Origin of the sequence: Rhodoblastus sp. (genome assembly GCF_052145335.1) — a bacterium.
In the GTDB taxonomy this organism is placed as follows: domain Bacteria; phylum Pseudomonadota; class Alphaproteobacteria; order Rhizobiales; family Beijerinckiaceae; genus Rhodoblastus.
Genome location: NZ_JBKQOU010000224.1, coordinates 25,004 through 49,769 on the forward strand (window position 1 = coordinate 25,004; position 24,766 = coordinate 49,769).

Below are 24,766 nucleotides of genomic sequence, written 5' to 3' on the forward strand. Positions count from 1 at the left end.
GACTTTCGTCGAGACGCCAGCGCCGAATTTTTGCACGCAGCCAACCCGGCCGCGCTAGTCCCATAAGTTCAGGCGACGTTGTGCAGGCCACCGTCGACGTAGATCGTGTCGCCCGTCATGCCCGAGGCGCCGCCGCCAACCAGGAAGGCGACCACGCGGCCGACTTCGGCGATGTCGACCAAGCGATGCGCTGGACTGCGCTTGACCGCCGCGTCGACCAGTTCGTCGAAATCGGCGATGCCGCTGGCGGCGCGGGTCTTCAGGGGGCCGGGCGAAACCGCATAGACGCGGATATTCTTTTCGCCGAGTTCGGCGGCGAGATAGCGCGCCGTCGCCTGCAAAGCCGACTTCACCGGACCCATGACGTTATAGTGGTTCACCACCTTGTCGGCGCCGTAATAGCTCATCGTCAACAGCGAGCCGCCGTTCTTCATCAGCGGCTCGGCATAGCGCGCCATTTCGATGAACGAATAGCAGGAGACGCGCATCGCCTGGGCGAAGCCGTCCTTAGAGCAGTCGACGACGCGGCCGTGCAGGTCTTCGCGCGGCGCGAAAGCGATGGAATGGATGACGAAATCAAGTTCGCCCCATGTCTCGCCGATGCGCTTGAACACCTTTTCCATCGCGCCAGGCTCTTCCACGTCGAGCGGCAGGAACAGGCTCGCTTCGATCTGCTCGGCGAGCGGCTCGACGAAGCGCTTGCTCTTCTCGTTGAGATAGGTGACGGCCAGTTCGGCGCCGAAGGCGCGCAGCTTGGCCGCGCAGCCGTAGGCGATGGAATCGGCGTTGGCGACGCCGACGATGAGGCCGCGCTTGCCTTCCAGCATCTGGCCGATGCGGGCGTCCGGATCCCAGACTTTGGGGAGCGGATCGATTTTCAGGGCTTGTTCGTCCATTTTGCTCTCCTGATTGATGCCGAACGCGGACTTCTTAGGCCAGCGCGCGTTTGGCCGTGGCTTCGGTCAGCGGATCGGGCGTCGCCTTGGGCAGGGCGAGGCCCGAAAGGCCCAGGGCGGCGTGGAAGCGCTGCAGCGACTGGATGGTGTGCGGCTCCATTTCCTCGACCGAACCGGCGATGAACTCGGTCACCTTGATCGCTTTTTCGCGCTCTTCGCGCGTCTTCAGCAGCAGCGGCAGGGTGTCGATCGCGCGGTCGTGCTCGAACTCGACGATCACAGCCTGTTCGCGGATCAGCGCCGCGCGCCTTTCCGGGCCGAGCGAAGCGAAGGGTTCGTTGCTGGAGAGCACGTGGGAGGAGCGCTCCAGCCGGTCGCGGCGGACCTCGTGGCGCGACTCGGCGAGCAGGATGAGCATGCGGATGACCGCCTCCTCGAAGCCGCCGCGTTCGACGCCGAGCAGGATCGCCTGAACCTCCGGCAGGAAGCGCAATTCCTTGGCGGTCCGGTGCACGCGCTGGAAGGCTTGCGGTTCGCCGATTCGTTTCATCATCGGCGAGCCGTAGATGCCGAAGAAAGTCGCCTCATAGGCGGCGTCGCGCATGTCGCGGATCATGTCCATGCTTTGCTCGACGCTCGCCGCCCAAAATTTTTCCAGCGCCAGGAAGGGATTGGCCGGATCGGCCTTCTTGCGTTGCTGCGCGGTCTTCTGCGCCAATTCGGCGACGGGCTTCATCAGCGGGTTCTGGTCCGAAAACATCTGGCGCTGGACGCGGGAGGAATTGGTCTTGCGCAGGATCTCGGCGGATTTCTCGGTGACCGAAGCCTGAATCAGCGGACGAAGGGTCAGATCGTAAAGCTCGGCGCCAAGTTCCGACAGGCGCGCGACGGCGGCGAAGTCGCGCTCTTCGTCGCGATTGTCGTCGATGCGCTCGAGATCGGTGAGCTTGCGCTCGGTGAAGCTGACCTGGAATTCCGCGTCGACGCCGTCGCCGATCTGCTTGTCGATGTGCATTTCATAAAGACCGGGCGACAGGGCTTCGATGGTCTTCATGGTGGAGGTGACTTCGGTATGTTCTTTCTTGGCGATCGAGGACGAGACGAATATGCCGAGATGGCCGACACTGTCATGGATCATGTAGATGATCCGCTGGCCGCGAATCTTGATCTCATGCTCGTCGGCGTAAGTGTCGACGATCCAATTCAGGGCCTGCTGCGGCGGCGTGATATTGTCGCCGTAGCTGGCGAAAACGATGATCGGCGAGCGGATCGCCTTGAGGTCGAGATTGCGGCCGTGTTCGATGCGCGCCTCGCCGCGCGACAGCTTGTTGCCGATGAAGATCTGCTCGACGATCCAGCGGATCTCGGCCTCGTTCATGAAATGATAGCCACCCCACCATTTCTCGAATTCGAGAAAGCGCTCGCGGCCTTTGGTGGGATCGACAAAAAGGTCGTAATATTTGCCGAAGAAATTACGGCTGGGATTGAGCTGCTCGAAATTCGAGACGAGATTGACGCCGTCGAACACGCCGCCGCCGAGATCGGCCGCCAACAAGGCCGGCACGATGCCGCCGAGCAGTCCGCCGTTATAGCGCATGGGATTTTCGCCCCGGCGGCCGGACCAGGTGGCGACCGGCGCGCCATTGATCACCAGCGGGCCGGAAATATCGGGATTGGCCGCCGCGAGCACCAAGGTCGCCCAGCCGCCCTGGCAATTGCCGACGATGATCGGCTTGGGCGCGTCGGGATGGCGACGGCGGATTTCGGCAACGAATTCCGCTTCGGCGCGCATCACGTCGGCCATGGTCTGGCCGGGTTCTGGCATGGGCCGGAAGGCGACGAAATAGACTGGATGGCCGTTATGCAGGGCGACGCCGACCTGGCTGTCGGCCTTGAAGCCGCCGATGCCGGCGCCGTGGCCGGCGCGGGGGTCGATGATCATGTAGGGGCGCTTCCAGTCGAAGACCTCGGCTCCCGCCGCGGGCTTGATCTTGAGCAGCATGTAATTGGCCGGACGCTCGAAATCATGCGCATCCATGACGATTTCATAATCATAGATCAGCACCGGCGGCGTCCCGGCCGCCTGGTGCGCGACGTCGGCGTTGCCGCGCTCGCGCAGCACGTCGAGGGTCAGCACCGTGCGCTCGGAGGCGTCGCGGATGTATTCCTTGGCGTCGTCAAGGATACGGCCCTGCTTCGCGGCATCGCTGAAGCCGCCAAACAACGGCTGCATGTCGAGCCACGCCTTGCGCGTGCGCTCGCCATGTTCCTGGGCGAATTTCTGCATGTGCAGGCTGAAGACGGTTCCGAGGTCCTGCATCTGCTCGGCGACGGTGGCGGCGTCTTCGGCGAGGCGCCTGGGCTCATTCTCGGGGCTGAAGGTCGGTGACATCGGGGTCCTGTCTCTCTTCGCTTGGTTCGGGAAGGCCTTGGCCTGGTTCGGGAATTCGTCAGGAAACGGCGGGAACGAGCGGCTCTTTAAGCCCGAGCATTTCCGAGGTATGGGCGGCGATCATGCGCTCTTCGTCGGTCTTTAGGACCAACGCGACGACTGGCGAGCCCTTTTCCGAAATGATCCGCTCGCGCCGGGCGTTGGCTTCGGCGTCGACATGAATGCCGATCCACTCCATGTCCTGCAGGATGGCCTGGCGAACATTCACGGCGTTCTCGCCAATGCCGCCGGTGAGCACGATACAGTCCAGGCCGCCGAGCATCGCGCACAGACCGCCGATTTCGCGGCGCGCGCGCCGGACGAAATAAGCGATCGCGTCCTTGGCGGATTGTTCGCTGGAAGCTTCGAGTTCGCGCATGTCATTGGAAATGCCGGACATGCCCTTGAGGCCGGAGTTCTTGTAGAGCAGGTCGGTGATCTCGGCCGCGCTCATCTTCTTCTCGGCCATGAGATAGAGCACGACGCCGGGGTCGAGCTGGCCGCAGCGCGTGCCCATGGGCAGGCCATCGAGGGCGGTGAAACCCATGGTCGAGGCGACCGATTTCCCGGCGTTGATGGCGCAGAGCGAAGCGCCGTTGCCAAGATGGGCGACAATCACCTTTCCGCGCGCCAGAACCGGTTCCTCATGGCGGAGGATGCGGTGGATGTACTCATAGGACAGGCCGTGGAAACCGTAACGGCGCACGCCTTCGTCGTAATACTTGCGCGGCAAGGCGAAAGTATCGGCGAGGTATGGGTGCTGGCGGTGGAAGGCGGTGTCGAAGCACGCCACTTGCGCCGCCTTGGGAAAGGCTTCCATGGCCGCCTCGATGCCCGCCAGATTATAGGGCTCGTGCAGCGGCGCCAGAGGCTCGAAGGTTTGGAGAATACGGATGTTCTCGGCGTCGATGAGCAAGGGCTCGGAATAGACCGGGCCGCCGTGAACGACCCGGTGGCCGACGCCTACGACATTGGTTCCGCTTTCTTCCTTCTCAATCCAGTCCAGCACCGCGGTCAGCGCAATTTTATGGTCGACGGCGTGATGGCTCTGGTCGAGCACGAATTCCGTCTTCTCGCCACTGCTTTTCTTCGCCGTAAAGGTCGCCTTGGCGCCGATGCCGTCGATCAGGCCAAGAGCGAGCTGGGTCAATTGGCCTTCCGCAATTTCGAAGACCGAGAATTTCACCGAGGAGGAGCCGGCGTTGATGGTGAGGATAACGTCTTTCATGGACAACCTTGTTCTTGATCCTTGGCCGCTTGCTCCCGACAGCCTGCTCCTTTCGGGAACAAGCCATGCTTGGCGTCGGGTTGAAGCATGCTTATTCCGCCGCCAGAGCCTTTTCGGCGGCGCCGGTGAAGGCGCGGCCGTTGCGGCGCCAGTAATCGTAAAGCTGCGCCAGGGCGCAGGACGCCAGCCGGGCGCGGTCGTTGTCGGCGCGGCTGGTGAGGATGACCGGCGCCCGCGCGCCGACCACCAGTCCGGCGGCTTCGGCATGGGCGATGAAGGTCAGTTCCTTGGCCAGCATGTTGCCGGATTCGAGATTTGGCGCGATCAGCACATTGGCGTGGCCGGCGACCAGCGAGGTGATGCCCTTGGTGCGCGCCGCCTCCATGTCGATGGCGTTGTCCATCGCCAGCGGCCCGTCGACGATGCCGCCGCGTATCTGTCCGCGTTCGGCCATTTTCGACAGGATCGCCGCGTCCAGCGTCGAGGGAATGTTCGGGTTGACCACTTCCACCGCCGACAGCACGCCGACTTTCGGCACTTCCAGGCCGCAGGCGCGCGCCAGGTCGATGGCGTTCTGCACGATGTCCACCTTGGTGGCGAGATCGGGCGCGATATTGATCGCCGCGTCGGAAATGAACAGCAATTCGTCGCGAGATGGCACATCGAGCACGAAAACATGGCTGATGCGGCCATGCGCGCGCAGGCCGCCGTCCTTCTTGACCACGGCGGCGAGCAAGTCGTCGGAATGGAGATCGCCCTTCATCACCGCGCTGGCTTCGCCGGCGACCACCATGGCGACGGCGCGATCGGCGGCGGCGCGATGGTTGCATTCGGCGACGATCTTGATGCCGGAGAGATCGGCGCCCAGGTCGGCGGCGGCCTTGGCGATGCGCTCGGGATCGCCTATCAGGATCGGCTCGATCAGGCCCTTGTCGGCGGAAAGCAGCGCGCCGCCGAGCGAATTATGGTCTTCCGGGCAGACGATGGCGCTCTTCAGCCGCGGCAGTTGCGCCGCCAGCGCGATCAAATGGGCGAAATGATCCTTTTCGTCCATGATCAGGGTCGGCAGCGCCCGCGCCGACGTCTCGACGCTCAGACGAGGGGCGTCGATGACCGCCACCCCTTTGCAGACCGGGATGCCGTCGGCGTCGGTAACGACGGTCTCGAACAGGGCGGTCGGCTCCTCGCGCTTCTCGCGGCACGTCACGGTGACTCGCAATTTGTCGCCGACATGGACGCGGTGGGCAAATTCGAAGGTCTGGGAGCGATAGAGCGTGCCGGGGCCGGGCAGGACATTGCCGAGCACGGCGGAGATCAGCGAGCCGACCCACATCGAGGGGGCCACGGGCTGGACCGCCGGCTGGTCGGAGGCGGGAGCGCCTTCCTCCGCGGGCAGCATCAGCGGATTGGTGTTGCCGGAGACGTGGGCGAAAAGGAACAGGTCGCGGTCGGAACACACTCGATCGAGCGACGCCGTGTCGCCGACCTGCAGCTGCGCCCAGGTCCTGTTCGAGATGGTCCGATTGGAAATCGTCTTGGTCGGGCTCATATTTCACCTCATTGCGTGACGCGCAAATTTACGCGCAGCGGCCCTCGTCCCGTGCGGAAAGCAGAAGGAAGAGGGCAAAAGACCGTCGCGATACGCGTCCGGTCACATCTCGAACCGCTATCCCCGCCGCCAATCTTCGCAGCGAGGAGCGCCCAAATTCTTCGAATGGGTTAATCCCAAAAAATGACAAAGGAGTGAATACCGTTGTGCGTCGCAGCATGCAAGCGCGGGCATAGCGCCACACGCCTGTCTTCGCAGGAGGTGGGAGGCCCCCGCCGTGATGGAAAATATTATTTCCAGAACGATTTGCTGTGTCTGAAGGCCTTCCAGGATTTCGCCAGGCCCTCGTCGGCGACGATGGCGTCCCTGCCATACCAGCCGATCACCACGCCGGCGGCCCGCGCCGCGTCGGCGTCCTCGGTCGCGCCTAGAAAGCTTTCCGCGCTTGCGGCGTCGTTATGCGCGCCAAGCAGGTCTTGCAGGCGCGCTACCGAGCGGAGGTAAGCGTGGACGGCGCGGTCGCTCTCAAACAAACTACCGAAGAATTCGGCGGCATAGCGCAGGTTTTTCAGCACGATCCGGACTTCGTGGCGCTCCTCGTCAGGCAGCGTGACGAGGTTCTTGCCGCGTTTTCCCGCGCGTTTCTGCAGGCGCTCCAGCGCCTCGGCGGCGAAAAGTGCGGCCGGCTGGGTGAGGCAGGCAAGCTCCAGGCCGGAAAGGGCGTTCCGCCAGCCACAACGCGCGACTAACGCCTGGGCCCGGAGGACGAAGGCGGTGGTCTGCGGCGCGTCGATCAAGGCGCGGGCGTCGACATAGGCGGCCTGCCGCCTTTGCTCCAGGTCGCGCAGCAAGGGTTCGAAATTGGCCCTGGCGCCAAGATGGGCGATGGGGCCTTCCTCGACCAGGTTGCGGAAAGCGTCGCATTCGCGCGCCGGCCCCAGGGCGGAGGCGATGCGCTTGGCTTCGGCGCGGAACAGCTCGAATTCGGCGCAGGGCAAGGCGCGCTTGAACATGGCGAGCGCTGCGCGAAGCCGGCGCAGGGCGACGCGCATCTGATGGATCGATTCCGGCTTTTCGTCCTCGCGCAGGGCCGCCCAATTGGCGACGAAATGATGAATCGTGCTGGAAATCACCGCCGCCACGGCGTCGTCGAGCATGGCGCCCGGGGCAAATTGCAACGGCCCCGCCTTGACGACCTTCGCCGTCTCGTCCGCCGCCAGCCTGAAAGCCCGCGCCGATTTGCTGGCGGTGTCGAGCCTCACCGGCAGGATTTCGGCGAGCCGGGCGCCGAGCTCGTAAAGATCGGAGGCCTCGCCGGATTTGAGCTCCAGTTCGAGCTCGCAGACCGGCCAGCTGCGCTCTCCGGCGACGATGGCGCCCTCGTCGAACGCCGCCTCGATCCGCGCGGCGGCGAAATTGACCAGCCGCGTGCGCCGTTTGACCCGCGTCTCGAATTGTGGCTCCAGAGCCCGATCTGCGATGATTTCCCGCAGCCGGGCGGCGACGGATGGGTCGAACAGGTCTAGATCGGGCTGAAGGCTGCGCGCGCGCACTTCGATCTCGCCGCGGGCGAACGGCCCTTCGGCCTCGCTGGGGCGCCATTTGAGCGTCATCGACGGGGCGCTGCGGCCTGCGCGCCTTACGCGAAGAACCAGTCCCTGGGCCTTCAGATCTCCCGACGGCGTGTCGAAATAGACCGATATCAGGTTTTTGGCCGGGCCGTCCGGCGTCGCCGTCTGCAGCAGAAGCGATGCGCGGGCCAGCGCCAGTCCGGCGGGATCGCAGGCGAATTTGATCTCCAGTTCGCGCGAGGCCGCATCTATCGCCGGCCGGAGGTTTGGCGCGGCGGCGGCAACGCCAAGTGTATTTGGATCGACGGTCAAGTTCATCTTTTTATCCTGGTCGGAAATGGCGCTGCGTCAACGTTTGGCGCGCGCGCGCTCCCTGATCGATGCGAGAAAGCGAGGCTTGCAGCCCTCGCGCAAGGCGACGGCGGTTAAAACGCCGCTGGCATAGGCGCCCGTGTCGACGCCGATTCGTCGCGGCGCCACCACCGGACCGCCCGGCGAAGGCACATGCCCATGCACGACGGTGAAGGGCAAAAGGTGGGAGCCGCGCAAAAAGGGGTCGCGGATGGTCATCATCGCCGCCTCGCTCTGGCGGTCGAGCGGACGCCGCGGGTCGATCCCCGCATGGACGAAAAAATGCTCGCCGGCGCGGAAGGAGAAGGGAAGCCCATCGAGGAATTCGAGATGTCCGGCTGGAATCGCCCGGCGGGCGCGGGAGAGGCTGGCCTCCTTGCGGCTCACGCCATAGGAAGCCAAGGTCTCCAGTCCGCCTTTTTCCATCCAGCGGCGGAAGGCCGTTTGGCTTTTGCCGGCGACGGCGTCGAGCACAAGCTGATCGTGATTGCCGCGCAGGGTTATCCAACGATCGCCGCGGCGTTGTGGCCCCTCGATGAGACGTTCGAGAACCTGCCGGCTCGACGGGCCGCGGTTGACCAGATCGCCGAGGAAAACCACGACAGCTTGGTCGTCGCTGGCGTCGGCCTCGATCCTGCCGATCAGATCGTCCAGCAGGCGGCGCATGCCGTGAATATCGCCGACGCCATAATGGACGGTCGCGACTTGCCTGGCTTCCGGACTCGGGCGGGGATCGCCGACTTCGGGGGCCGGCGCCGGTTGGAAGTCGCGAAAATCCACATCCGTTTCGCGCTCATCGGCGCGCAACGGTCGGGCAATCGCGTCCAAAAAGCCCGGACCAAATCTCAACTTTTCGAATCTCCTTGAGTCGTCAAGGCTAATTTATTGAGTCCAGAACTCAATAACGATGGCGGACTTGTCCCCAGAAGTCATCGATGGCGCCCGATTTAATCCGAAGCGTGGCCTCAGCTATCCATTTTCAACGCGGCGATGAAAGCTTCCTGCGGAATGTCGACCTTGCCGAACTGCCGCATCCGCTTCTTGCCTTCTTTCTGCTTGTCCAGCAGCTTGCGCTTGCGGCTGACGTCGCCGCCGTAGCATTTGGCGGTCACGTCCTTGCGCAGGGCGCGAATTGTTTCACGCGCGATGATTTTGGCGCCGATGGCGGCCTGGATCGGGATCTGGAACATGTGCTGCGGGATCAGTTCGCGCAGCTTTTCAACCATGGCGCGACCGCGCATCTCGGCGCGGGTGCGGTGAACCAGCATGGAGAGCGCGTCGACCGGTTCGGCGTTGACCAGGATCGACATTTTCACCAGGTCGCCGGCGCGATAATCGGTGATCTGATAGTCGAACGAGGCATAGCCCTTGGAGATCGACTTCAGCCGGTCGTAAAAATCGAACACCACTTCATTGAGCGGCAGTTCATAGATCACCATGGCGCGCTTGCCGACATAATTGAGATCTACCTGCACGCCGCGCCGGTCCTGGCAGAGTTTCAGCACCGCGCCGAGATAATCGTCTGGGGTGAGGATGGTGGCCTTGATCCAGGGCTCCTGGATTTCCGCGATCCTGACCGGGTCAGGCATGTCGGCGGGATTGTGCAGTTCGAGCGTCTCGCCGGAATTGAGCGCGATCTTGTAGATCACCGACGGCGCCGTGGCGATCAGGTCGAGATTGAACTCGCGCTCCAGCCGCTCCTGGATGATTTCGAGATGCAGGAGTCCAAGAAATCCGCAGCGGAAGCCGAAACCCAGCGCGGCGGAGGATTCCATTTCGTAGGAGAAGCTGGCGTCGTTGAGTCTCAACTTCCCCATCGCGGCGCGCAAATCCTCGAAATCGGCGGCGTCGACCGGGAACAGGCCGCAGAACACCACGGGCTGCGCCGGCTTGAAGCCGGGCAGTTGCGCGGCGCAGGGCCTCTTGTCGTCGGTGATGGTGTCGCCGACGCGGGTGTCGGCAACCTGCTTGATCTGTGCGGTGATGAAGCCGATTTCGCCTGGTCCGAGTTCCGGTCCTTCCTGCATTTTCGGGCGGAATACGCCGATGCGATCGACCTCGTAATGGGCGTCGGCGCCCATCATGCGGATCTTCTGGCCTTTTTTCAGCACGCCGTCGAAAATGCGCACCAGAACCACGACGCCGAGATAGGGGTCGTACCAGCTATCGACCAGCAAAGCCTTCAGCGGCGCGGTTTCGTCGCCGGTCGGCGGCGGCAGCTTTTTGACGATGGCTTCGAGGACCAGATCGATGCCGATGCCGGTCTTGGCGGAAATCGGCACGGCTTCGGAAGCGTCGAGGCCGATCACTTCCTCGATCTGCGCCTTGATGCGATCCGGCTCGGCGGCGGGCAGGTCGATCTTGTTGAGCACCGGCACGATTTCGTGACCGGCGTCGAGCGCATGATAGACATTGGCGAGCGTCTGCGCCTCGACGCCCTGGCTGGCGTCCACCACCAAGAGCGAGCCTTCGCAGGCGGCCAGCGACCGCGAGACTTCATAGGCGAAGTCGACGTGGCCGGGGGTGTCCATCAGGTTCAGGATATAGGTCTTGCCGTCCTGAGCCTTGTATTCGAGGCGCACGGTCTGGGCCTTGATGGTGATGCCGCGCTCGCGCTCGATATCCATCGAATCCAGCACCTGTTCGACCATGTCGCGCTCGGCCACGGTCCCGGTTTGCTGGATCAGCCGGTCTGCGAGGGTCGATTTGCCATGGTCGATATGGGCGACGATGGAAAAGTTGCGGATATTGTCGAATTTATGCGCGGTCATGTCGCGCAGATAGCAGGGGCGGCGGGCGAATGAAAGGGAGGAGCGGCAAAAATCGCGCCCGCGCTAGGGAGTTGTTCATCGGCGCCGTCTAACGATGGAGGTCGCAGTTTTCTTCCTCGGGATTTTTTCACCCCATGAATTCGACCCGAAGACTTTGGGCCATCTGGTGCTTGCTGGTTTTCGGCTTGTTCAATCTCTACGGTCCGGCCTTGTCGAGCTACAGGACGCCCGACGACCCCCCGGAAGTTTCCAGCCGAACCGTCGCGCTCAGGCTCGATACGCTGCAAATGCTCGGCGTTCTTGTTCGTAACGACGGCGATACGGCTCGCTATTTTTCCTATGCCGACGCCATGCTTGGGCGACCCTATTCGAGCTTTTACGTCCGCAAGATGGAGGATTGGACGGTCGCGGCTCCCATTGAGGAGCCCAGCCCCGGCGCTTTCGCCATCGTGACGCCGGAGCGCCCGCTTCTGCCCTGGCGCGACTTTTCGATGGAATATCCGCCCGCCATGGCGGTTTTCGCGCTGCTGCCGGCAGTGCTGACACGGGATTTCGCCGCCTACCACCTGCTGTTCTGCCTCGAGATGGAGCTTCTGCTGACCTTCTCGGTGTTCTACGCGGTGCGGGCGATAAACAGGCTCGCGCCGGGGCAGGGCGCGCGGACATTGAAATTCGCCATCGCCACGACGGCGGCGCTCGGCTTTATCGCGGCGCGCCGTTATGACGCCTGCGTTTCCGCCTCGCTGGGCCTGACTTTTTTGGCGCTGGCGGCGCGGCGTCCGGCCGGGGCCGGGGCGTCGCTGGCGCTTGGCGTGGTCGCCAAGGGCGCGCCGATCCTGTTCGCGCCGCTAGGGGCGATTCACTACGCCGCCGGGCGACGCTGGCGCGAGCTTTTCGTCAGTCTCGGCGCGGCGGGAGCCGTCTGCCTCGTTGGCGGCCTGGCCTATCGGGCGCTGGCTGGCGACCATTGGCGCGACGTCTTTGCCTATCACGGCGCGCGGCCCCTGCAGATCGAAAGCACTTACGCCGCCGTGCTGATCCTGCTTTCCGGGCTTGATCCGTCGCTCGTCGCCGGCTCGGCCGATGCCTATGGCTCCACCAATATCGTTTCCGCCTATGAGCCCTTGCTGCGTCCCATCGCGGAAGGTGCGCCGCTGCTGGCGACGCTGGCGGTTTGCTGGCGGTTCTGGCGCTCCCGGCGCGAAGGCGACGGCGAGTTCGACCGGCTGGTGGATCTGGCGAAGGGAGTCTGCGCCATTGTTGTCGCCTTTTCGGTCCTGGGAAAGGTTTTCTCGCCGCAATATCTGGTCTGGCTGACGCCGGTCGCCGCCATCGCCAGCCTGAAATCCAATCGGTTGGCGAAAATCAGCCTTTTCGCCGGCCTCGGCCTGACCCAGTTCGAATATCCCTATTGCTACACTTTTCTGGCGAGCAGCCTGCCGCCCGCGTTTGGCCTTCTCGCCCTTGCGCGCAATTTCGCGCTGATTTTCTGGGCGGCGCAGCTTCTGTTCGCAAAGCCCGAAACGGAATTTTCTCCCAAAACTTCTCCGCTGGCGGCGCAAACCGTTTGAACTGGCGCATTCCCTTTTCGCTAAAAAATTTCTACAAGCGCGGGAACGAACAAGGAGAACTCATGCGCCCCTCGAACCGCGCGCCCGACGCCATGCGTCCCGTCTCGCTCCAGCGCAATGTCGCCCGTTACGCCGAAGGCTCCTGCCTGGTGAAATTCGGCGAAACCCATGTGCTCTGCACCGCCTCGCTGGAAGACAAGCCGCCGATGTGGCTGCGTGGGCAGGGGCGCGGCTGGATCACCGCCGAATACGCCATGCTGCCGCGCGCCACCCACACGCGCACCCGCCGCGAATCCACGTCCGGCAAACCTTCGGGCCGCACCCAGGAAATCCAGCGGCTGATCGGCCGCAGCTTGCGCGCTGTGACCAATCTCCAGGGGCTCGGCGAACGCCAGATCACGCTCGACTGCGACGTGTTGCAGGCCGACGGAGGCACCCGCACGGCGGCGATCACCGGCGCCTGGGTGGCTCTGCACGATTGCCTGAAATGGATGCGCGGACGCTCGATGATCAAGGAAATGCCGCTGAAGGACCATGTCGCGGCGGTGTCCTGCGGCATCTACAAGGAAGTTCCGGTGCTCGATCTCGATTATGTCGAGGATTCGGCGGCGCAGACCGACGCCAATTTTGTCATCACCGGCACGGGCGGACTGGTCGAAGTGCAGGCCACCGCCGAAGGGGCGGTGTTTTCCGAAGCCGAACTGACCTCGCTGCTCACTCTGGCGCGCGGCGGCGTGGCGCTGCTGGTCGGCTTGCAGAAACAGGCGGTTCAGGAATGAGACGCCTGCAAGGCAAGCTGGTCATCGCCACCCATAACGCCGGTAAATTGCGCGAAATGCGAGAATTGCTCGGCCCCTATGGCGTCGAGGCGGTTTCTGCCGGCGAACTCGGCCTGGCCGAACCGGACGAAACCGGTGCGGATTTCGCCGCCAACGCCCTGATCAAGGCGCGGGCGGCGGCCAAGGGCGCGGACCTGCCGGCTCTGGCCGACGACTCCGGGCTGTGCGTCGACGCCCTGGACGGGGCGCCAGGCATTTATTCCGCGCGATGGGCGGGCGAGGGCAAGGAATTCGCCGCCGCCATGGCGCGGATCGAAGCAGACGTTGCAAAGAGCGGCTCGCCCTCGCGCCGCGCCCATTTCGTCTCGGCTCTGGCCTTGGTCTGGCCGGACGGGGAAGAATTTTGCGTCGAGGGCAAGGTTTTCGGCGATCTGACTTTTCCGCCGCGCGGAACGGCGGGGTTCGGCTACGATCCCTGTTTCACCCCCGATGGCCATGATCGCACCTTCGGCGAAATGACGCCTGAGGAAAAGCATGGCATCCCCGACGACGGATCGCAGGCTCTTTCCCACCGCGCGCGGGCGTTCCAGATGCTGGCGGCGAGCGTGCTGGGGCGCAACTAGGGGCGCAAAACGATTCCCCAATTCCAAGCGGCCTTGGCTGCCTGGACAAAGAGCAAGCAGGTTATCCCCGTTATCCACAGAAACATATTCCGCAGCCCGGGCTTTTATGATCATCGAGCCACGACTAAGCACGGGGGCGGCCATGATGGGCGAAACGACATTCCTGATTGTTCCATTCGATGGCAATGCTGAAGGCAAGCTTCAACCGGGCGCGCCCGCCCGACTGGACACGGACGACGCAGCCAGGTTTGCGGCTCGGCAGTTCGCTGATTTTCACGCGGGGATCGTCATCATCGAAGAACCTGTCGCCGCCTTCGTCGAGCCCCGGCTTGTCGCGACGATAGGACGGGTCCCGGCTGAGACGCTCGAGATTTTTGGAACGAAGGCCAAAGCCCGCAAACGGCGATTGATAGATCAACTGCTAAATCTTGCGAACAGCGTGCGCCGGACTTCCCGAGACGCAGACGGCTTGTCCCATCGGCGCGACTTTCAAGGAAAAGAAGCGCGCTTTGCGGGTCCTGTCCAGGAGTTGTGAGTGGCGTATTGCTTAAACGCGGACTGGCCGCAGCCTCAGGCCGGTCCCCTCTTTTCTCGGCGGGAAACCGCTTCCCGTTAACCCCCATTCAAACAAGCTGAAGATTTCGTTAAGCGTCGCGTGACGGCAAATTCCAGAAATGGCATAAGGAATCATGGCCAGCATCGTCCCCATGATTCCCGACCCCGGCTTTGGCGTTTACGTCCATTGGCCGTTCTGCCTGTCGAAATGTCCCTATTGCGACTTCAACAGCCATGTCCGGCGCGGCGGCGTCGATGAGCCGCGCTTTCTCTCAGCCATTCAGGCGGAGCTTAAACACCGCGCCGCGCTGACGCCGGGACGGGCGGTGCGCTCGATCTTCTTCGGCGGCGGCACGCCCTCGCTGATGGCGCCGGAAACCGTGGCGGCGATCATCGAGACCATCGGCAAATTGTGGAAGCTCGACCCCAAAGCCGAGATCACGCTCGAGGCCAACCCGACCAGCGTTGAGGCGGGGCGATTCAGGGGTTATCGCCAGGCGGGAGTCAATCGCGTCTCGCTCGGCGTGCAGGCGATGAACGACGTCGACCTGAAAATGCTGGGCCGCATGCACACGGCGGAGGAAGCGTTTCGCGCGCTGGACATCGCAACAGCTACTTTCGACCGCGCGTCCTTCGACCTGATTTACGCCCGCCCCGGCCAGACGCCGGAGGTCTGGGCCAGGGAATTGACCGAGGCGCTCGCCCGCGCGCCGGAACATCTGTCGCTCTATCAATTGACCATCGAGCCCGACACGATGTTCGAGCAGCTTTATCGCGCCAAGAAATTGAGAATACCGGACGTCGAAACGGCGCGCGCGCTCTGGGACGTGACCCAGGAACTGACGGAAAAGGCAGGCATGCCGGCCTATGAAATCTCCAATCACGCCAAGCCGGGCGGCGAGAGCCGGCATAATCTGATCTATTGGCGCTATGGCGAATATGTCGGGGTCGGCCCCGGCGCTCATGGCCGCATCCTCACTCCAAAGGGCGCCCGCCGCGCCCAGGCGACCGAACCGCATCCGGAAATGTGGCTGACGGTGGTCGAGACGGAGGGTTTCGGGCTGGTCGAAGACGAAACCTTGTCCACCGAGGCGCAGGGCGACGAATTCCTGCTGATGGGCCTGCGGCTCACCGAGGGCATCGACCCGGCGCGCTTCCAGGCGCTGACGGGAAAGCGTTTCGAGGCCTCGCGCGTCGCCGACCTGATCGCCCATGGCATGGTGGAATATACCCGCCAGGGCCGCATCCGCGTGACCTCGGAAGGCTTTCCGGTGCTCGACGCCGTGGTCGCCGATCTGGCGGCGTGAAGGCGTTTTTTCGGTCGTCATTGCGAGGAGCGAAGCGACGCGGCAATTCAGTGGCCGCGACTAGGCTCAGCTTCTTTTTGAGGCCACTGGATTGCTTCGCTTCGCTCGCAATGACGGGTTGGGATGGTCGCGGCCCTAACCCCGGACGATAGCCCGCCGCGAAAAGCCTACCCTCGCGCGCCAAGGTGCGATTTCGGCTCGAACAGCGAGGTGAGCACGGCGGCTCGATTGGCGCGGCCGATCACCACCACGCCGTCGCCCTCGTCGATGATCGTCGCCGGCGGCGGATCGGTGAAAACGTCGCCGTCGCGGCGATTGATCTGGACGATAAAAAAGGCGCCCTTGGCGTAGCGCTCGATGGCGGAGACCGACATGCGGGCGGCGGCGCTGCGCGGCGCGACGGTGATGACTTCCAGCTCCATGCCGAAATTGTTGAGTACGCGCTGGAAGCCGTGCGAACGCTCCAGGCTGTCCAGCAGTCGGGCGGATTCCCGATAGAGGATCAGTTCGGCGATGCGCTCGCCGCCGATATGGGTCGGCAGCACCACCTTGTCGGCGCCGGCCTGCAAAAGCTTGTTCTCGGTGCTCGGCAGCACGCCGCGCGAGACGATCAGCACGTCGGCGTTCAGCGCCCTCGCGCTCAAGGTGATGAAGACATTCAGCGCATCGTTGGAAAGCACGGTGGCCAGGGCATTGGCGCGGGTCACGCCGGCAGCGATCAGCACCGCCTCGTCGGTGGCGTCGCCGTGGATGCAGAGAAATTCCTGCGCCCGCGCCTCGGCGGCGCGCGCCTCGTTGCTTTCGATGACGACGAAACCGGCGCTCGAGGCGCGCAGGGCCCGCGCCAGCACCACGCCGAGGCGGCCGAAGCCGCAGATGACGACATGGCCTTCGAGTTGATCGATCTGCTTCTTCATGGCCTTCAGACCCGTGATCTTGCTGAGCTGGCTCAGGGAGATGAACTGCACCACGACGCCGGTGAGGAAGATCATGCCGGTGCAGCCGAGTATGATCAGTCCCAGGGTGATGAAGTTCAGCATCGGCGTGTCGATGGGCCGGACTTCGTTGTAGCCGACGGTGTAGGTAGTGACGATCACCATGTAGATGGCGTCGCGAAAGCTCCAGCCGGAGGCCATGTAGCCGAGCGTGGCGAGCAGCATCACGACGAGGATGAAGGCGGTTCCGACGGCGAGGTTGCGCCCCGGCGAATCGAATGGCCCGGTCATTTTCGGTTTGGGCACGCGGCGGATCACCCGCGGCCGGTCGCGGGCGGCGCGGGCCATTTCCGCTTGCGCCTGATTTTCACTCGCCCGTCCCGTTACGGAATCGCCGGCGGCTTTTTCGGGATTCCCACCCTCCGAACTGCCTTCCGGCGCATCCTCCGCATGGGTCAAGTCGTGGGGTCCCCGACAAAGTTGCAACCCTTGCCGTCGCCGGGCGATTCGTGACGGCGGGCTGCGCGATTGAGCTTGGGACGCGGCGCATCCGGGCATGAGTTTATGCGGCTGCCGTTTGATCATGCAAGCCGCGATTTTGGGCAGCTTATGATCAAGCTTGCGCCAGGCGACTCGGCTGACTAGGATCGCCACCGAAAAGCCGGGGGGCCGTTTTTCATACGTTTAATCAAGGAAATGGCAGAATGTTCAATAAATCCCTCGTCGCCGCTTTGGCTCTCGGCCTGTCGCTCGCCAGCGGCGCCGCCTATGCGGACGACCGCGCGCTCGACGGCATGCTTGGCCTCGGCGCAGGGGCTCTGGTGTTTGGTCCGGTCGGCCTGGTCGCCGGCGGCGTCATCGGCTATGCCGCGGGCCCGAACATCAATTGCAGCATGCGCGGCGGCTGTGGGAGACACAGGCATTATCGCCATCACGCCTCGACGACGCGGTACTGATTTGCCGGCTAGTTGACCGAATAAGCCCGTTCGAGCAGCGCGTCGCGGGCTTCGGTCAGGCGGCAATAGTTGTCGTGGCTGCCGCCGACGTCGGGATGGGCCGATTTGGCGAGGCGGCGGAAAGCGGAATTGATCTCGACGGTCGTCAATTCGCCCTCAAACGGCAGTTCCAGCAAAGCGCGATGGGCGCTGTCGTCGTCGGGTTCGCGGAAGCGCACGGCGAAGGCGCGGCGCTTTTCGCGGGCCTCGATGCGAAGCTCGATCTGATCGTCCTGCCATTTGCGCCGCGACATGACCAGGCAGGCGCCAAAGGCGACGCGGCCAATGGTTTCGAGCTCGTCGAGGCTGAACGGACCGACGACATCATAGGGCGCGGCGAGCCAGGCGGTTCTGCCGGAGGGGTCATGTTCGACGCGGCCCATCGCCGCCACGTCGAGAACGCCCAGCGAGCCGTTCCAGACCACCCAATCATCCTTGTCGCTCATGCTTCAAAACCCGCTGCGAACCCGGTTTCGCGGCGACATATGCAGGATCGAAGCCAAAGCCCTGGAGCCTCGTTTTCCGATTGAATCGGATCGAGGTTCCAGTTTTTTACGCGTATTCGCCAACGCGGACCTAAAGGTTCTTCACGCGAACCGGGCCCCACTTCGCTTGAACCGAAGGTCCGCGTTAGCGAATACGCTTCAGGTTCGAAGCCGGTAGCCGGTCTTGAACGCCCAGACGACCAGGCTGACGCAGGCGAGCAGCATGGTCAGGGTCAGGGCAAGGCTGATCGTCGGGCCGACGGCGGCTATGTCGTAAAAGGCCCAGCGAAAGCCATCGACCAGATAGACCACCGGGTTGAACAGGGCGACCTTGCGCCACAAGGGCGGCAGCATGTCGATCGAATAGAAGGTGCCGCCGAGAAAGGTCAACGGCGAGATCACCATCAGCGGCACGATCTGCAATTTCTCGAAACCATCCGCCCACAGGCCGAGCAGGAAGCCGAACAGCGCGAAAGTCACCGAAATCAGCACCAGAAACACCAGCGACCACCAGGGATGGACGAGGTCGAACGACACGAAAATCCGCGCCGTGGCGAAAATGATCAGGCCGAGAATCACGGATTTGGTCGCCGCCGCGCCGACATAGCCGAGCAGAACCTCCAGGGCCGAAACGGGCGCCGACAGGATTTCGTAAATCGTGCCGGTGAAGCGCGGCAGATAAATGCCGAACGACGCGTTGGAGACGCTTTCGGTCAGCACCGCGAGCAGGATCAGGCCGGGCACGATGAAGGCGCCATAGGGGACGCCGTCGATCGGCGGCATGCGCGAACCGATGGCGGAGCCGAACACCACGAAATAAAGCGCCGTCGACAGCACCGGCGAGGCGATGCTCTGGAACAGGGTCCGCCAGGTGCGGGCGAGTTCGAATTGGTAGATCGCGCGAACGCCCACCCAGTTCATCGGCTTTTCCCCACCAGATCGATGAAAATATCCTCCAGCGAGGAGCGGTCGGTATTGACCGAGCGAAAGTCGATGTTGCGCGAGGCAAGCTCTTTCAGCAGTTCGGCGAGACCGACCGCCTGCTCATCCTCCTCGCCTGTCTGGGTGAAGGAGAGCGACATGCCGTCCTGCGACAATTCAAGCGGCCGGGGAAAGAGTTTTGGCGGGACCGCCTCCATTTGCTGTTTCAGGCCGACGGTCACCCGGGTCTTTCCGAGGCGGCGCATCAGCGCGTGTTTTTCCTCGACGAGGATGATCTCGCCCTTGTCGATCACCCCGATCCGGTCGGCCATGTCCTCGGCCTCCTCGATGTAATGGGTGGTGAGGATGATGGTGACGCCCTTTTCGCGCAGTTGGCGCACCATTTCCCACATGTCGCGGCGCAATTCGACGTCGACGCCGGCGGTCGGCTCATCGAGGAACAGGATTTCGGGTTCATGCGCCAAGGCCTTGGCGATCAGCACGCGGCGCTTCATGCCGCCCGACAGCGCGCGGATATTGGCGTCCTTCCTGTCCCACAGCGAGAGATCGCGCAGCACCCGCTCTATATGGCCGGGATCGGCGCGCTTGCCGAACAGGCCGCGCGAAAACACCACGGTGTCCCACACCGTCTCGAACATGTTCACCGACAGTTCCTGCGGCACCAGCCCGATCTTTTTGCGCGCGGAGCGGTAGTCGGCGGCAATGTCGCCGCCATCGACCAGAACTTCGCCGCCGGACGGGCGAACCAGGCCGCAGACAATGCCGATGAGCGTGGTTTTTCCCGCGCCATTGGGGCCCAGAAGCGCGAAAATCTCGCCGCGCGAGATCGCCAGATCGACGCCTTTGAGCGCGGCGAAACCATTGCCATAGATCTTGGTCAGGTTTTTGATCGAAAGCACTGTGTCCAAGAACGGTTCTTCCTTCAGCGGCAGGAATGGTGCGCCTTCTTGCCATGAAACGCCTGCCCGCGCCAATTCCGGCGCTGGCCGTGACGCAAGCGCGTCTTCGCTTTTTTCGATTAACGGATGTCGTTCGACCCGGCTGTAGCGGCGCTGGACAGAGCCCCGGCGCGCCGCTACCAATTTGGCTTCTGTTTCTCGCAGCCTTCAAGGGTGGGCAATGAGAGTTTTTCGATCCCTGCCGATTCTGGCGCTCGCTCTGGTCGCGATGGGTTTCGGCCTTTGGGGAGCGCTCGCGATCTGGTACAGGGCGCCGTTCGAGCCGCCGATCCGCTTGGGTTTCAGCGCTTTATGGGCGGCCGTCACGATCGGCGCGCTCGTCGCGCTGTTCTCAGGGCGGCGATGGAAAGCTTTTGGCGTCATGGCGGTCGCGGTCGCCGCGCTGCTGGCGTGGTGGTCGACGATATTGCCCAGCAACGAGGGCGAGTGGGCGCCGGGACTGGATCGAACCGTTCGGGGCGCGGTGGAGGGCAACATCCTGACCCTCACCGACGCACGCAATTTCGACTGGCGCACCGAGAGCGATTTCACGCCGCACTGGGAGACGCGGCGATATGATCTTTCCAAACTGGTCAGCGTCGATCTCCTCGCCAATTACTGGATGGGCGAGGCGATCGCCCATACGTTGGCGAGCTTCGGCTTCTCCGACGGCAGATTTCTGGTCTGGTCGATCGAGATGCGCTTGCGAAAGGACCAGAGTTTTTCGGCGCTCGGGGGCTTCTTCAAAACAGCCGAACTGATCACTCTGGCCGGCGACGAGCGCGACCTGATCCGCCTGCGCACCAATGTCCGCCGGGAGGATGTGCGGATCTACCGGATGAACGCGCGCCCCGAGGTCGCGCGCGAAATCCTGCTGACCTATGTCGATGAGGCCAACGATCTCGCCGAACATCCGCGCTGGTACAATACCGCGACGACCAATTGCACCACGGTGGTGTTCCATATCGCGAGAGCCGTCAGGCCGGGCATTCCGCTCGACTGGCGCGTGCTCGCGTCAGGCTATTTCCCCGATTTCGCCTATGATCACGGCGCGCTGGACCAGAGCCTCCCCTTCGCCGAATTGCGCGAACGCTCGAAAATCGCCGACCGCGCGATAGCTGCTGACGGGGCGCCTTCGCTCGACTTCTCCCGGGCGATACGTGTCGGTATTCCCGGCGTCGCCATCGCGCTGGAGTCAAAATAACGAAGCGCCGAAACGGCGTCGGGAGGATCAATGTCCGCAACCGGGGCCGGACGCACAAGCTCGCTGGCGATATTGCTTGTCTGCCAGGTGGCGGCCATGTCCTGCTGGTTCGCCTCCAACGCCTCGATCGCCTCGATCCGGGCGCAGGAGGCGATGAGCCCATTCTATGAAGCCCTGCTGACTTCCAGCGTGCAGGCGGGATTCGTCGTCGGCGCGTTTTTCAGTGCGCTGTTCGCCTTGCCCGACCGGATCGATCTGCGGCATTTGTTCCGGTCGTCCGCGCTGGTCGCCGCCGCCTGCACCGGCGCGCTGGCGCTGTTGCCGCCGGTGTCTGATTTTGCGCCGCCGCTGCGCTTTGTCGCCGGAATGAGCTTCGCCGGCGTCTATCCTGTCGGCATGGCCCTGGCGGCGACCTGGGCGCGCAAAGATCTCGGCCTGCTGATCGGCCTTCTGGTCGGCTCGCTGACGCTGGGCTCGGCTTTGCCGCACCTTGCCGCCTCTTTCGGCGGGCTGGATTGGCGTCTCCCCTGTATCGTCGCCAGCGGCGGCGCGTTTCTCGCCGCGCTGCTGGCGGGGTGGATCGGCATAGGCCCCAATGCGCCGGTCGTTCCCAAATTCAAATGGTCGAACATCATGATCGGCTGGCGGTCGCGGCCGCTGCGGCTCGTCAATTTCGGCTATTTCGGCCACATGTGGGAGCTTTACGCCATGTGGGCGTGGATCGGCGCCTTCGTCGCGGCCAGCTTTCGCGCCCGTTACGGCGAGCATCCGCCTTTGCATCCGGCTTTGGCGACCTTCTTCATCATCGCTTCGGGCGCCTTCGGCGCCTTGCTGGGCGGCTTTCTCGCCGACCGCCTCGGCCGCACCCTCGTCACCAGCCTCGCCATGGCCGTCAGCGGCCTCTGCGCGGTGTCGATCGGCCTGACCTTCGGCGGATCGGCGGCCTGGGTCCTGTTCGTCGGGATCCTCTGGGGCGTCAGCGTCATAGCCGATTCGGCGCAATTTTCGGCTTCCGTCGTGGAATTGAGCGAAGCCAACCTGCGCGGGGCAATGCTGACGGCGCAAACCTGCATCGGCTTCCTGCTGACCCTCGCGAGCATCCATCTGATGCCCTATGCCGTCGATCTCCTGAGCTGGCGCTACGCCTTCTGCATCCTCGCCTTGGGTCCACTGTGCGGCGTCGGGGCGATGCTGACTTTGCGCGCCAGCCCGGAAGCGGAACGAATGGCGGGCGGACGGCGCTGAAGGGTTTTATCTGCCGTCGTAGAAAATCCGGTACAGGGCGCCTTGCTGATCGTCGGAGACGATCAAGGAGCCGTCGGGCAGTTCCGCCACGTCCACCGGGCGGCCGAGATAGGGCGTCTTGCCTGTATTCCAGCCTTCGGCGAAGGCAATCGACGCGCCCGCCTTGCCGCCGCGCATGGGGACGAACACCACCCGCGCGCCGACGGGAACGGTGCGGTTCCACGAGCCGTGCTGGGCGATGAAAACGCCGCGCCATTCGGCTGGAAATTGCGAGCCGCGATAGAAGGTCATGCCGAGATCGGCGGCATGGGCGGTCAGTTCGACCTCCGGAAACACCACGTCGGGCGGTGGCGTCTCGTCGGCATATTCGTGGGTGCGGACATGGCCGCCGCCATACCACGGAAAGCCGAAATTCATCCCGGCGCGCGGCGCCCGGTTGAGCTCTTCGGGCGGAATGTCGTCGCCCATCATGTCGACCTGGTTGTCGGTGAACCACAGCACGCCGTCGGCGGGGTTGAAGTCGAGGCCGACGGAATTGCGAATGCCGCGAGCGAAAACCTCGCGCGCGGACCCGTCCTGGTTCATGCGGATGATCCCGCCCATGCCCCATTGATTGTAAAGCGCCATTTTGTCTTTGGGCGGCACGTTATGGGGCTGGCCGACGGCCACATAAAGCTTGCCGTCCGGGCCGACGCGGCAGACGCGCAAGCCATGGCCGTGGCTTGTCTCCGGCGGAACCAGCTTGCCCTGCGGCACGACCGCTTTGGGGTGATCCTCGTCCCACCCGCCGCCGGAGGCGGGAGCGAATTTCAAGATGCGGTCGAATTCGGCGACGAACAGGGTTCCGTCCGGCGCAAAACAAGGGCCGCTTGGCAGCGCGAACTTCTCGTTCGGCGCGAAGATTTCGGCTTTCGCCGGCGCCTTGAGATCGGCGGCGACCTTGTAAAGCTTGTCGCCTCTGGCGCCGATGAAGACGGTCTTGCCGTCGGGCGCGACGGCAAGATGGCGCGCCTCGGGCGCCAGCGCATAGAGCGCGATATGAAATCCCTGCGGCAATCTGATTCGCGCCAGCACGGCGCTCACATCGCCGGCATGATCTGCGCTGGCGGAATGCAGCGTCGCGCCGAGACAGAGGCACGCAAGAAACAGGGTCTTGAACCGCATCGAAAAGCCCCGGGCATCTTTCAAGACTATGGCTAGGCCGACCACAGAATAGCACGATCCGCTGGCCGCGCGATCCAGATCACGGAGGCAATGTCGTCTCTTGCGCGGTAAACTCCTGCCTGATCGTATCGAAAATGAGCAGGATCGGCGTGGCCAGCAGCGCCCCGATCGGCCCCCACATCCAGCCCCAGAAGACGATCGACAGGAACACCACGAAGGGGTTGATTTCGAGCCGATGGCCGAGCAGGGCGGGAATGATCGCGTTATCGCTGACCAGATGCACGATCAGGAAGCCCCCCGCCGGCGCGAGGCCGAGTCCGATTTCGGGATGCGCCGCCAGTCCTCCGGCGGCAAGCGAAAGGGTGACGAGCGCCGGCCCCAGATAGGGGATGAAGCAGGCGAAAAAGGTCAGGACGCCCCAAAGGACGGGTTTGGCAAGACCGGCCGCCCACGCAATCAAGATTACCGCGGAAGCCACGCTTGCGTAGATCGACGCGGCGGAGCCGAAATAAAGCGCAAGCGAATCCTCGACCGCGTTGACGATGCGCAAAGTGGCGAAGCGCTGCTCGCGGTCGGACCAGGTCATGATCATCCGGCGACGCAAAGATTGTCTCCCCGCGACGAAAAAGGCCAAGGTCACGAAGAAAATACCGAGTTCGGCGATGGCTTGTGGCGCGCCGCCAAAGATCGACGTCAGGGCAGACAAGCCGCTGCTTACGATCATCGAGCCGCCGTTCTGGCCGCCGAGAAGCGCCCTCAAGCCATTTTGCGCCGAGGTGAACGGCCGCGCGACCGGCGTCAGCGCCGATCCCAGATTCGTCAACATTTCAGGAGCGCGGGCGACGAAGTCGGTGATGGGACCGAGCAGCGAATCGATGAAAATAAAGAGGGTCAGTCCGGTGATCGCCACGAGGCCGATTGCGGAAACCGGCGGCGGCAGGCCGATCTTGTGCAGCCGGTCGACGCCGCGCGACAGCAGGCTGCCAAAGATCACCGCCGCGATCATTGGCGCCAGCAGGTCCGCCATCACGCGCATGACGGCGAAAGCCGCCAGGATACACAGCGCGACGACCGACCAATCGGCCAATTCGCCGCGGCGCTCAGCAAGTCCATTCATTGCTTGTCGACCTCGCGCCGGCGGGGCGGCGTTTTTTGCGCCACTCGCGGCGTCGCTCTCGGCAGGGTGGATGTTCATCGCGCTTCACGCCGCTGTTTTGAATGTCTGT

21 protein-coding genes are annotated in these 24,766 nt (G+C 63.6%); 8 read left to right on the forward strand and 13 right to left on the reverse strand.

Annotation, left to right across the window (positions count from 1 at the left end; translation table 11 throughout):
- Nucleotides 1-68: 68 nt before the first annotated feature.
- The 7 genes from fabI to lepA form a co-directional block, all read right to left on the reverse strand.
- Complete coding sequence (fabI, locus tag ACLP2E_RS14235) at nucleotides 69-896, reverse strand: enoyl-ACP reductase FabI (RefSeq protein ID WP_442463377.1); 828 nt, start codon at nucleotides 894-896, stop codon at nucleotides 69-71.
- A gap of 34 nt (nucleotides 897-930) precedes the next feature.
- Nucleotides 931-3,288 (reverse strand): DUF3141 domain-containing protein, encoded by a 2,358-nt coding sequence (locus ACLP2E_RS14240; RefSeq protein ID WP_442466310.1) that lies wholly within the window; start codon nucleotides 3,286-3,288, stop codon nucleotides 931-933.
- Between the two features lie 58 nt (nucleotides 3,289-3,346).
- Entirely contained in the window at nucleotides 3,347-4,555 is a 1,209-nt protein-coding gene (locus tag ACLP2E_RS14245; RefSeq protein ID WP_442463375.1) for an acetate/propionate family kinase, read from the reverse strand.
- 91 nt (nucleotides 4,556-4,646) lie between these two features.
- Entirely contained in the window at nucleotides 4,647-6,104 is a 1,458-nt protein-coding gene (locus tag ACLP2E_RS14250) for a bifunctional enoyl-CoA hydratase/phosphate acetyltransferase (protein ID WP_442463374.1), read from the reverse strand.
- A 290-nt stretch (nucleotides 6,105-6,394) separates the two neighbouring features.
- On the reverse strand, nucleotides 6,395-7,993 hold the full coding sequence (locus ACLP2E_RS14255; protein WP_442466311.1) for a CYTH and CHAD domain-containing protein: 1,599 nt from the start codon (nucleotides 7,991-7,993) through the stop codon (nucleotides 6,395-6,397).
- A gap of 30 nt (nucleotides 7,994-8,023) precedes the next feature.
- A complete protein-coding gene (locus ACLP2E_RS14260) occupies nucleotides 8,024-8,875 on the reverse strand; it encodes a metallophosphoesterase family protein (RefSeq protein WP_442466312.1) in 852 nt (283 codons plus the stop codon).
- Between the two features lie 116 nt (nucleotides 8,876-8,991).
- The gene (lepA, locus tag ACLP2E_RS14265) at nucleotides 8,992-10,797 is read right to left on the reverse strand and encodes a translation elongation factor 4 (RefSeq protein WP_442463371.1); all 1,806 of its coding nucleotides are present in this window, start codon (nucleotides 10,795-10,797) and stop codon (nucleotides 8,992-8,994) included.
- A 134-nt stretch (nucleotides 10,798-10,931) separates the two neighbouring features.
- On the opposite strand from lepA, the gene ACLP2E_RS14270 reads away from it, so the two are divergent.
- The 5 genes from ACLP2E_RS14270 to hemW all read left to right on the forward strand — a co-directional run bounded on the left by ACLP2E_RS14270 (nucleotide 10,932) and on the right by hemW (nucleotide 15,632).
- A complete protein-coding gene (locus tag ACLP2E_RS14270) occupies nucleotides 10,932-12,368 on the forward strand; it encodes a glycosyltransferase 87 family protein (protein WP_442466313.1) in 1,437 nt (478 codons plus the stop codon).
- A gap of 62 nt (nucleotides 12,369-12,430) precedes the next feature.
- Complete coding sequence (rph, locus tag ACLP2E_RS14275) at nucleotides 12,431-13,147, forward strand: ribonuclease PH (RefSeq protein WP_442463369.1); 717 nt, start codon at nucleotides 12,431-12,433, stop codon at nucleotides 13,145-13,147.
- Entirely contained in the window at nucleotides 13,144-13,770 is a 627-nt protein-coding gene (gene rdgB / locus ACLP2E_RS14280; RefSeq protein WP_442463368.1) for an RdgB/HAM1 family non-canonical purine NTP pyrophosphatase, read from the forward strand. Before rph ends, rdgB begins: the two co-directional genes overlap by 4 nt.
- 142 nt (nucleotides 13,771-13,912) lie before the next feature.
- Entirely contained in the window at nucleotides 13,913-14,305 is a 393-nt protein-coding gene (locus ACLP2E_RS14285; RefSeq protein WP_442466314.1) for a hypothetical protein, read from the forward strand.
- Nucleotides 14,306-14,459: 154 nt separating this feature from the next.
- Complete coding sequence (hemW, locus tag ACLP2E_RS14290; RefSeq protein WP_442466315.1) at nucleotides 14,460-15,632, forward strand: radical SAM family heme chaperone HemW; 1,173 nt, start codon at nucleotides 14,460-14,462, stop codon at nucleotides 15,630-15,632.
- Nucleotides 15,633-15,799: 167 nt separating this feature from the next.
- Here hemW and ACLP2E_RS14295 read toward each other — a convergent pair whose 3' ends face one another.
- The gene (locus ACLP2E_RS14295; protein ID WP_442466316.1) at nucleotides 15,800-17,026 is read right to left on the reverse strand and encodes a potassium channel family protein; all 1,227 of its coding nucleotides are present in this window, start codon (nucleotides 17,024-17,026) and stop codon (nucleotides 15,800-15,802) included.
- A gap of 245 nt (nucleotides 17,027-17,271) precedes the next feature.
- Here ACLP2E_RS14295 and ACLP2E_RS14300 point away from each other — a divergent pair, with 245 nt between their 5' ends.
- On the forward strand, nucleotides 17,272-17,523 hold the full coding sequence (locus ACLP2E_RS14300) for a hypothetical protein (protein WP_442466317.1): 252 nt from the start codon (nucleotides 17,272-17,274) through the stop codon (nucleotides 17,521-17,523).
- Nucleotides 17,524-17,531: 8 nt separating this feature from the next.
- Here the strand turns inward: ACLP2E_RS14300 and ACLP2E_RS14305 are convergent, their stop codons facing one another.
- The 3 genes from ACLP2E_RS14305 to ACLP2E_RS14315 form a co-directional block, all read right to left on the reverse strand.
- Nucleotides 17,532-18,008 carry a J domain-containing protein gene (locus tag ACLP2E_RS14305; RefSeq protein WP_442466318.1) on the reverse strand — a complete coding sequence of 159 codons (477 nt, stop codon included), beginning with the start codon at nucleotides 18,006-18,008 and terminating at the stop codon, nucleotides 17,532-17,534.
- A gap of 198 nt (nucleotides 18,009-18,206) precedes the next feature.
- Nucleotides 18,207-18,968, reverse strand: coding sequence for an ABC transporter permease (locus ACLP2E_RS14310; protein WP_442463362.1), 762 nt, complete (start codon nucleotides 18,966-18,968; stop codon nucleotides 18,207-18,209).
- Entirely contained in the window at nucleotides 18,965-19,897 is a 933-nt protein-coding gene (locus ACLP2E_RS14315; protein WP_442463361.1) for an ABC transporter ATP-binding protein, read from the reverse strand. The genes ACLP2E_RS14310 and ACLP2E_RS14315 overlap by 4 nt, the downstream gene beginning before the upstream one ends.
- Before the next feature lie 211 nt (nucleotides 19,898-20,108).
- On the opposite strand from ACLP2E_RS14315, the gene ACLP2E_RS14320 reads away from it, so the two are divergent.
- Both ACLP2E_RS14320 and ACLP2E_RS14325 read left to right on the forward strand, forming a co-directional pair.
- A complete protein-coding gene (locus tag ACLP2E_RS14320; RefSeq protein ID WP_442466319.1) occupies nucleotides 20,109-21,131 on the forward strand; it encodes an Lnb N-terminal periplasmic domain-containing protein in 1,023 nt (340 codons plus the stop codon).
- A 30-nt stretch (nucleotides 21,132-21,161) separates the two neighbouring features.
- Nucleotides 21,162-22,376 (forward strand): MFS transporter, encoded by a 1,215-nt coding sequence (locus ACLP2E_RS14325; protein ID WP_442463359.1) that lies wholly within the window; start codon nucleotides 21,162-21,164, stop codon nucleotides 22,374-22,376.
- A gap of 6 nt (nucleotides 22,377-22,382) precedes the next feature.
- Here the strand turns inward: ACLP2E_RS14325 and ACLP2E_RS14330 are convergent, their stop codons facing one another.
- Together ACLP2E_RS14330 and ACLP2E_RS14335 are read right to left on the reverse strand one after the other, a co-directional pair.
- Nucleotides 22,383-23,540 carry a PQQ-dependent sugar dehydrogenase gene (locus ACLP2E_RS14330; RefSeq protein WP_442466320.1) on the reverse strand — a complete coding sequence of 386 codons (1,158 nt, stop codon included), beginning with the start codon at nucleotides 23,538-23,540 and terminating at the stop codon, nucleotides 22,383-22,385.
- 79 nt (nucleotides 23,541-23,619) lie between these two features.
- Nucleotides 23,620-24,657 (reverse strand): AI-2E family transporter, encoded by a 1,038-nt coding sequence (locus ACLP2E_RS14335; RefSeq protein WP_442466321.1) that lies wholly within the window; start codon nucleotides 24,655-24,657, stop codon nucleotides 23,620-23,622.
- Between the last annotated feature and the right edge of the window lie 109 nt (nucleotides 24,658-24,766).